This is a genomic window from Cupriavidus sp. CPT47-8839-RL05A, assembly GCF_058792255.1.
The window spans coordinates 81,015-88,913 of sequence record NZ_JBYTEG010000029.1; the positions used below are offsets into that span (position 1 = coordinate 81,015).

Here is a 7,899-nt window from a genome sequence, read left to right on the forward strand (position 1 = left end):
TCAGGGTAAACGAGAAAATTGGCAGGCGACCGTTACCGTCCGGCCAGCGCCCGCCTGTATACGTAAACGACAGCCCGGCGAGGCCGCTGGATGCTGCGGGGCAGCATGACCCGCGCCGCCGCTCAGTCCGGCCAGCGGTAGCGCAGCGGCTGCTTGGCCATGAAGCGGTCGGCAGCCTCGCGGCGATAGGCGGTGGAGAAGGCAATGCCCTGCCCATCCGCTTCCATCGCCAGCATGGTGTGCAGGTCCTGGTTCAGCGAGGCGTTCAGCGCCTGCTTGGTCAGGCCCACCGCCACCGGCGAGGCCTCGGTGAAGGCCTGCGCCAGCGTCCGCGCACGTTCCTGCAGGCTGTCCGCCGGCACGATTTCCATGACGATGCCAAGGTCTTGCGCGGCCTGGGCGTTCAGCTCGCGCATCGAGAACATCAGCGCCTTGGCCCGCTGCAGGCCGATCATCCGCGGCAGCGTGTAGAACACGCCACAGTCGGGGACCAGCCCCATGCGCAGGAACGGCAGCCCGAAGCGCGCGCGCGGCGTGGCCAGGATGATGTCGGCCGTCAGCGCCAGGCTGAAGCCCGCGCCATAGGCCGCGCCGTCCACCGCGGCGATGACCGGCACGTCGAGCTGGATCAGGTCTTCCAGCCAGCCGTGCACCTTGTGCAGGCGCTTGCGGCCCTGCTCGGCATTGATCTCGACCTGCATCGAGCTGATGTCGCCGCCCGACGAGAAATCGGTGCCGGCGGCGGTCAGGATCAGCGCGCGCACGCTGTCGTCGGCACGTACCCGGCGAATCACTTCGCCGATCTCGTCGCGCATCGGCAAGGACAGCGCGTTCTTGCGCGCCGGCGAGTCCAGCGTCAGCGTGGCGACGCCGTCCTCGACGGCAAAGCGGATGGTTTCCATCGGTGGGCTCCGGGAGGCGGGTTTCAGTCGAGCTGGATATTGGCGTCGCGCACGATCTTGGCCCACTTGGGCGTATCGCCGGCGACCACGGCCGCCAGTTCCTGCGGCGCGGACCCGACCGGCTGCAGGCCCATGCCGGCCAGCTTCTGCGTCACTTCGGGCAGGCGCACGATGCGCGCGGTCTCTGCCGCCAGCTTCGCCGTCACATCCTTGGGCGCATTGGCCGGCAGGAACAGCCCGTACCAGCCGTTGGGCTCGAACCCCGGCAGGCCCAGTTCAGTGAAGGTCGCCACATTGGGCAGCGCCTTGTAGCGCTGGGTGCCGGTGATGCCGAGGATCTTGAACTTGTTGCTGCCCAGGTACGGGTTGGCCGAGGTCACGTCGACAAAGGCGCTGTCCACCTGGCCGCCAAGCAGGTCGCTCATCAGCGGCGCCGCGCCCTTGTAAGGGATGTGTGCGAGCTCGATGCCTGCCTGCTGCTTGAGCAGCTCGCCGTGCAGGTGCGACGAGGTGCCGTTGCCATAGGAGCCATAGCTGAGCTTGCCCGCCTTGGCCAGCGCCAGGAACTCGCGCATATTGTTGGCCGGCACGCGGTTGGGCACGACGAACAGGTCGGACGACTTGGCGATCAGCGAGACCGGCGTGAAGTCCCTGGCCACGTCGTACGGCGTGCGCTTGTACAGGGCCGGCGCCTGGATCAGCGCGGTGATCGCCAGCAGGATGGTGTAGCCGTCGGCCGGCGCCTTGGCGACGGTGTCGTTGCCCAGCATGCCGCTGGCGCCGGGCTTGTTTTCGACCACCACCGGCTGGCCCAGGCTTTCGGCCAGGCGCTGGCCGATCAGGCGGCCCACGGTGTCGGTGCCGCCGCCGGCCGGGTACGGCACGATCATGCGGATCGGCTTGCCGGGATACGGTTGCTGCGCGAAGGCGCTGCCCGCGCCGCCGAGGATGGCCGCGCCGGCCAGGGTGCCGGCCTGTGCCAGCCAGTTGCGTCTGCTTTGCTGCATGCTGTCTCTCTCTTTGCTGAATTCGCCGCTGGCGTCACGCGCTCGGGTTTTCCGCCTGCATCTCGCGCTCCTGCAAGGCGCGCCACAGGATCTTGCCGGTGGCCGACTTGGGCAGCGCATCGACCACGTCGACGATGCGCGGCACCTTGTACGCGGCCATATGCTCGCGGCACCAGGCCATGATGCGTTCGGGGTCGGCTTCGGCCGTGCCGCGTGCTTCCGGGCGCAGCGCCACCACGGCCTTGACGGTCTCGCCGCGGCGCTGGTCGCGGGCGGCGATCACGCAGGCTTCGTGGATGGCCGGGTGCCCGTACAGCAGGTTCTCCACCTCGGCCGGCCAGACCTTGTAGCCGGACGCGTTGATCATGCGCTTGAGGCGGTCGCGCATGAAGAAGTAGCCTTGCTCGTCCATGAAGCCGAGGTCGCCGGTGCGCAGGAAGCGCTTGCCGCCGATCTCGATGAAGGTGGCAGCGTTGGCTTCCGGGTTGCGCCAGTAGCCCAGCATCACCTGGCCGCCGTGGACCACGATCTCGCCGGTCTCGCCGCAAGGCAGTTCCTGCAGCGTCTCGGGATCGAGCACGCGCGCGTCCACGCCGAAGGTGGCGATGCCCAGGCATTCGCGCTTGGGCTGGTTGCGCGGGTTGGACAGGATGAAGGCCGCGGTCTCGGTCATGCCGTAGGCCTCGACGTAGGGCAGGCCGAAACGCTCCTGCAGCATATTGGCCACCGCTTCGGGCATGGCCGCGCCGCCGCCGCCCACATAGGCCAGGCTCGACAGGTCGCGCGCGTCGATGCCCGGCTGCGAGAAGAAATCCACCATCATCGCCGGCGGCGCGCCCCAGACCGAGACGCGGTAGCGCTCGATCAGGTCCGCGGCCAGCGCGCGGTCCCAGCGCGGCATCAGCACCACGGTGGCACCCAGGTAGAGCGGCGAGTTCATGCAGTTCTGCATGCCCAGCAGGTGGAACATCGGCGCCACGGCCAGCACCACGGATTCGGGCGTGGCGCCGCGCCAGATCACCGATCCGGCCGCCGCGGTCATCAGCGTGCCGTGGCTATGCATGCAGCCCTTGGGGTGGCCGGTGGTGCCGGAGGTATAGGCCAGCATGCACAGCGTGTCGTAGCCCGCCTGGTGCGGCAGCGGCCGGTGCCCGGCGGCGCTGGCCGCGTCCCAGGCCACCGGCATGGCGCCGGAGGACGCGGCCTGCGGTGCGGGCGGCGCTTCGCGCAGCCAGGCCGGCACCGCCAGGCCGCCGTCGTCGCGCAGCATGCCGGCGTAGTCGTGCAGGATCACATGTCGCAGCGCCGGGCCGTGCAGCGGCGCCACGCGCTGGTACAGCTCGCTGCCGGCAAAGGCGGCCACCGCGCCGCTGTCCTGGACCACGTGGGCAAGTTCGGCCTCCAGCCACATCGGGTTGGCCGGGACCACCACGCCTTCGGCGCGCAGGATCGCGTAGTAGGCAATGATGAACTGCGGGCAGTTCTGGCTGAACAGCAGCACCCGGTCGCCCGGCTCGATGCCGCAGGCCTGCTGCAGGTAGCCGGCCATCCGTTCGATCTCGTCCTGCAGCTGGCCGTAGGAGATCGCGGTGCCGAAATACTGGATCGCGGTCTTGTCCGGATAGCGGTGCGCCGCCGCCTCGACGTTATAAAACAGGCTGGTGCGAGGCGTATGCAGCGTGGCCGGCAGGCCGGGCGGCCAGGCGGGGGAACGGAATGGCTGATTGGTATTTGTAGCAGGCTTCATTTGCGGCAATCGACAGGTCAAACGGGAATGACTTAATCCAGGCGGATGTTCCTGGTGCGGATCACCTTGCCCCAGCGGACATAGTCGGCCTGGATGGTCTGGGCAAACGCGTCCGGCGTGCTGCCGGTCAGGATCACGCCAAGCTCGTTCATGCGCTTGCGCACGTCGGGCTGGGCCAGCACGCGGTTGACGTCCGCCGAGAACTTCTCAACGATCGGCCGCGGCGTGGCGGCCGGCAGCAGCAGCCCGAACCAGCCCATCGCATCCATGCCTTCAATGCCGGCTTCGCGGAAAGTCGGCACATCCGGCAGTTGCGGCGCGCGCGCGGGGCCAGTCACCGCGAGGGCGCGCAGGCGGCCGGTGGCGACGTGGGGCTTGGCGCCCATCACCGAGATCACCGCCGCCGGCACCTGGCCGCCCAGCAGGTCGTTCAGCTCCGGAGCCTCGCCCTTGTATGAGACATGGAGCATGTCGATCTTGGCGGCCTCGTTGAAGACCTCGCCGTACAGGTGGCCACTCGAGCCGGCCCCGAACGAGCCGTAGGAGAACTGCTTCGGCTTGGCGCGAACCTGCGCGATGAAGTCTTTCAGGTTGGTGGCAGGCACCGCATTGCTGTTGACGGCGAACACCAGGTTGGTCGTGCCGAGCTCGGACACCGCGGCGAAATCCTTCACCGGGTCATAGGGCGCCCGGGCATACAGGCTTGGCGCCTGCACCAGCGGCGTGATCGTCAGCAGCGCGGTGTAGCCGTCGGCCTCGGCACGGGCGACCACCTCGGCGCCGAGCATGCCGCTCGCACCCGGGCGGTTTTCCACCACCACCGGGCGCTTCCAGGCCTTGCCCAGCCCTTCGGCAATGGCGCGGGCCAGCACATCGGTGGCGCCACCGGCCGGGAAGGGCACGACCATGCGCACGGTGCGCGCCGGGAATTCGCTCTGCGCGAGCGCCGCGCCCGCCCCCAGCATCCCGGCGGCAACGCCGCCCCACGCCAGCAATCCGGCCCCAAAGCGCCACAGCGCACTACGACGATCTGCCTGCATGTGTTGTTGTCTCCATTGTTTTTCCTGAGGCGGGGAACGGGTGGTTGCCCCGTTTCTGGTCCCGTCCGGGCCGGTGGGCCGGCCTTGTATCGGTATCAGCCGGAGAGTGCGCGATGCTGCGGTGCGTGGACAATGACCAGACAAGCCAAAATGATTGGCCGAATCGCTCAGATGGAAGGCAGCCTTTGGCAAATCCCGATTGTGCGGTGCGGTCGCGGCTTGCTAAGGTGCCGGGACGATGAGGCAAAACGTCCGTCAACGCCCCGCGGAGCCAGCCGTTCCGCGGTGCCGGCGCCGACGCGCCACCGTGATGAGGAGACCCATGCATACCGCTGTCCTGTCATCGCCGCGCCCGCCCGTGCCGGGCAAACTGCACCTCCCCGGCAGCACACTGCCGCCGGCGCTCGGACATGGCCATGCCAGCGGCCGGGCCGAGGCCCCGGCCACCACGGCGCAGGCCGCGCCCCAGGCCTCGGCGCGCCACACCATTGCGATCCAGCATGTGGATCACATCCTGCTGGGCCCGCGCCGGCTGGGCCACGACATTGCCCCGCTGCTGCGCCGGGCCGGGATTTCGCCGGCGCTGCTGGCCTCGCCCAATGCGCGCGTCACCCAGGGCCAGTACGCGGCGCTGATCCGCACGCTGCGCCGCGTCATGCGCGATGAACTGTGGGGGCTGCTGGACCGGCCCGTGACCCCGGGCGCGTTTGCGCAGGCGTGCCGCAACCTGATCCATTGCGCCACGCTGGAAGACGCCATCCGCGCCGGGCTGCGCCTGTACCGGCTCCATATCGACGCCTTCGCGCCACGCCTGCATGTCAGCGCCGACGGCAAGACCGCCTCCGTGGTGCTGCATCCGCGCGCGCCGGCCTCGGCCTGCCGCAGCTTTGCCGAATCGACTTTCGTGTTCCATGCCTACGCGCTGCTCAGCTGGCTGGTGGCCGGCCATATCCCGCTGGCGCGGGTCGACCTGAGCGCCGCGCCGTCACAGGGCGGCCCGGAGACCGAGCGCGTCTTCAAGGCCGCCGTGCATTACGGCCAGCCTGTCTCCGTGCTGCATTTCGATGGCGCCAGCCTGCGCCTGCCGGTGATGCAGGACGCCGCCAGCCTGCGCGAGTTCCTGCGCGAGACGCCGCGCAACCTGCTGATCCGCTACCGCGACAACAGCTGCCTGGCCGAGCGCATCCGGCAGCACTTGCGCTCCCACCTGGATGATGAACTGCCATCGCTGGAGCAGATGGCGCAGATGCTGCGGCTCACGCCCCAGACGCTGCGCCGCCGGCTGCGCGACGAGGGCAGCGGCTACCAGAGCATCAAGGACAGCCTGCGCCGCGACGTGGCCATCGGCATGATGGAGCGCCCCGGCATGACGCTGCAGGACGTGGCGCTGCGGCTTGGCTTCTCCGAGCCGAGCACCTTCCACCGGGCCTTCAAGAAATGGACCGGTGTAGCGCCGGGGGAATACCGCATGCGGGGGATGCGGGGAGAGGCGGAGCCGGCGGCCTAGCCAGGACGGCGCACTTACTCAAGCTGGATCTCCCCGTCGAAGCGCGCCTGGAGCTTGACGCCCGCCAGTTCCAGCGTCACCGACACCGGCAAGTGCTCGTTGCCGGCGATGGTACCGTCGGCCATGGCCCTGGCTATCGCCTGTTCGATCTCGCGCTGGGAACTGACGCCGACCACCTTCAGGAACTTGCGGATGCTGAGGTTAAAGGTCTCTTCGTTCATGGCTGTCTCCTGTGGGGAACCGGGAACAACGGTTCGGGCCGCTACCCAGACAGCCTAGGCGATGGGGGGACTTTGTGCCGAGGCCTGGCGATCCGCCCGGAAGCAGGCGGTGCCCGGCAGCTTCCGCCAGGCACCCGCCTCCAGTCAGACCACGCCTTGCTCGCGCAGCCTGGCGATGCGCTCGGCCGACATACCCAGCACCGATTCCAGCACGTGCGCGGTATGCTCGCCCAGCCGCGGCGGCGGTGCATCGTATTGCACCGGGGTTGCCGACAGCCGCAGCGGGCTCTTGACGGTCGGGCACAGGCTGCCGTCGTCGCGCACCAGGTCGACCTGCAGCTCGCGATGCCGCACCTGCGGGTCTTCCAGCACCTGGCCGTAGTCGTTGATCGGCCCGCACGGGATGCCCTGCGCTTCCAGCGCCTGCACCCAGTGCGCCGTCGGCCGCGTGCGCATATGCGCCTCGAGCAGCGGCACCAGCGTGTCGCGATGGATGATGCGGCCGGGGCCGGTGGCAAAGCGCTCGTCGGCGGCCAGGTCGGGACGCTCGACGCCGCGGCAATACGCCTGCCACTGTCCGTCGTTGCCGGCCGCCACGATCATGTAGCCGTCGGCGGTGGCGAACACATGGTAGGGCACCATATTGGCGTGCGCATTGCCGTAGCGCGGCATGGCCTTGCCGGTCACGCGCTGGGCGATGATGGGCGTGGCGCCGACCGCCACCACCGCATCGAGCAGCGCCATGTCGATATGCTGGCCCTCGCCGGTGCGCTCGGCATGGCGCAACGCGGCCAGCACGGCCACGGTGGCATACATGCCGGTGAGCATGTCGACCACCGCCACGCCCACCTTCTGCGGCCCGCCACCGGGCAGGTCGTCGCGCTCGCCGGTGACGCTCATCAGGCCGCCCAGGCCCTGGAAGATGAAGTCATAGCCGGGCTTGTGCGCGCTCGGCCCGGTCTGGCCGTAGCCCGTGATCGAGCAGTAGACGATGGACGGGTTGATCGCCTTGAGGCTGTCATAGTCCAGCCCGTAGCGCTTCAGGTCGCCGACCTTGTAGTTCTCCAGCACGATCTGCGACTTGGCCGCCAGTTCGCGCACGATCTCCTGCCCTTGCGGGCTGGCGATATCGAGCGTCACCGACTGCTTGCCGCGGTTGGCGCCGGCAAAGTAGGTGGCATCGCGCGACGGCTGCCCGTCCGCGCCGGGCAGCCAGGGCGGCCCCCATGAACGGGTGTCGTCGCCCGCGCCGGGCCGCTCCACCTTGATGACTTCGGCGCCCAGGTCCGCCAGGTTCTGCGCGCACCACGGGCCGGCCAGGATGCGCGACAGGTCCAGCACCCGCACGCCGGCAAGCGCGCCGTGCGCCGGGGCCTGGCTGCCCGCCATCAGATCGGGTCCCAGCTGATCACGTCGGGGGAACGCTCCAGCTTGAAGAAGCTGTTGCGCATGGCCGGCATGGCGATCTCGCCCAC

At 69.2% G+C, this 7,899-nt stretch carries 7 protein-coding genes; 1 reads left to right on the plus strand and 6 read right to left on the minus strand.

Going from position 1 to position 7,899, the window contains the following annotated elements; genetic code table 11:
- Positions 1–122: 122 nt before the first annotated feature.
- From AC3WVS_RS28285 to AC3WVS_RS28300, 4 genes are read right to left on the minus strand one after another with little or no spacing between them, the layout of a single operon-like run.
- The gene (locus AC3WVS_RS28285) at positions 123–902 is read right to left on the minus strand and encodes an enoyl-CoA hydratase/isomerase family protein (protein WP_492321280.1); all 780 of its coding nucleotides are present in this window, start codon (positions 900–902) and stop codon (positions 123–125) included.
- A gap of 23 nt (positions 903–925) precedes the next feature.
- Complete coding sequence (locus AC3WVS_RS28290; protein WP_492321281.1) at positions 926–1,909, minus strand: Bug family tripartite tricarboxylate transporter substrate binding protein; 984 nt, start codon at positions 1,907–1,909, stop codon at positions 926–928.
- 34 nt (positions 1,910–1,943) lie between these two features.
- Positions 1,944–3,656, minus strand: coding sequence for a long-chain fatty acid--CoA ligase (locus AC3WVS_RS28295; RefSeq protein ID WP_492321282.1), 1,713 nt, complete (start codon positions 3,654–3,656; stop codon positions 1,944–1,946).
- A gap of 32 nt (positions 3,657–3,688) precedes the next feature.
- Complete coding sequence (locus AC3WVS_RS28300) at positions 3,689–4,696, minus strand: tripartite tricarboxylate transporter substrate binding protein (RefSeq protein ID WP_492321283.1); 1,008 nt, start codon at positions 4,694–4,696, stop codon at positions 3,689–3,691.
- A gap of 322 nt (positions 4,697–5,018) precedes the next feature.
- Here AC3WVS_RS28300 and AC3WVS_RS28305 point away from each other — a divergent pair, with 322 nt between their 5' ends.
- Entirely contained in the window at positions 5,019–6,203 is a 1,185-nt protein-coding gene (locus tag AC3WVS_RS28305) for an AraC family transcriptional regulator (RefSeq protein WP_492321284.1), read from the plus strand.
- A 14-nt stretch (positions 6,204–6,217) separates the two neighbouring features.
- Here the strand turns inward: AC3WVS_RS28305 and AC3WVS_RS28310 are convergent, their stop codons facing one another.
- Both AC3WVS_RS28310 and AC3WVS_RS28315 read right to left on the minus strand, forming a co-directional pair.
- Positions 6,218–6,424, minus strand: a complete 207-nt coding sequence (locus AC3WVS_RS28310; RefSeq protein ID WP_492321285.1) for a DUF6494 family protein — start codon at positions 6,422–6,424, stop codon at positions 6,218–6,220.
- Between the two features lie 144 nt (positions 6,425–6,568).
- Positions 6,569–7,813: a CaiB/BaiF CoA transferase family protein gene (locus AC3WVS_RS28315; RefSeq protein WP_492321286.1), complete on the minus strand. Its 1,245-nt coding sequence runs from the start codon at positions 7,811–7,813 to the stop codon at positions 6,569–6,571.
- Positions 7,814–7,899 lie beyond the last annotated feature (86 nt).